The organism is Rhizobium sp. SRI_017, from assembly GCF_057586295.1.
In genome coordinates this window covers 1-624 of record NZ_JBYCZP010000090.1, presented here as the reverse complement: position 1 = coordinate 624, position 624 = coordinate 1, and the positions used below count along the sequence as shown (strand labels likewise).

The window sequence follows — 624 nt, the reverse complement described above, 5'->3', positions numbered from 1 at the left end:
TGATACCGATCTTACCATTCGGAACGCAGCAGCGATCAAGGCCATGCTTGCCGAGCGCTTGCTGATTGAGCGCAGCGTCAGCCTCGAGCTCAATCCCGAAGCTCCCGTCGATCTCAGCTTCGTCCAGCTCGTGGCAGCGGCCCGTATCCGTCAGCGCAACGTTGGCGGCGAACTCGCGCTAGCCGAGCCGGCAAGCCCGAAGCTACGCGATGTGCTGAACCGCGCCGGCTTCATCGAGGGCGCCGCGCTCGACGATCTAAAATTCTGGCTTCACTCGGAGAATGCACAATGACCGCTAAGATTCTGACCGTCGACGATTCCGCGAGCATCCGGCTCACGACGCGCGTGACCCTGACCGGTGCCGGCTACCAGGTGACCGAGGCCGTCGATGGCATGGACGGCATCGGCAAGCTCAATTCAGGTCAGTTCGACCTCATCATCACCGACCTCAACATGCCGAACATGGACGGCCTGACGATGATACGGGAGCTGCGCAAGATCCCGGCGCATATGGGCGTTCCGGTCATCTTCCTGACCACGGAGTCCGACGGCGAGCTGCGGCAGCAGGCCAAGGCGGCCGGCGCCACCGGTTGGCTCACCAAGCCGTTCGACCCTGAAAACCTT

At 62.5% G+C, this 624-nt stretch carries 2 protein-coding genes; both read left to right on the top strand.

Annotation, left to right across the window (positions count from 1 at the left end; genetic code table 11):
- Positions 1–292, top strand: a 292-nt coding sequence (locus tag AC2YI2_RS35150) for an STAS domain-containing protein (protein WP_487391141.1), incomplete at its 5' end; no start/stop codon positions are given.
- Positions 289–624, top strand: a 336-nt coding sequence (locus AC2YI2_RS35145; protein ID WP_487391140.1) for a response regulator, incomplete at its 3' end; no start/stop codon positions are given. The genes AC2YI2_RS35150 and AC2YI2_RS35145, both read left to right, overlap by 4 nt.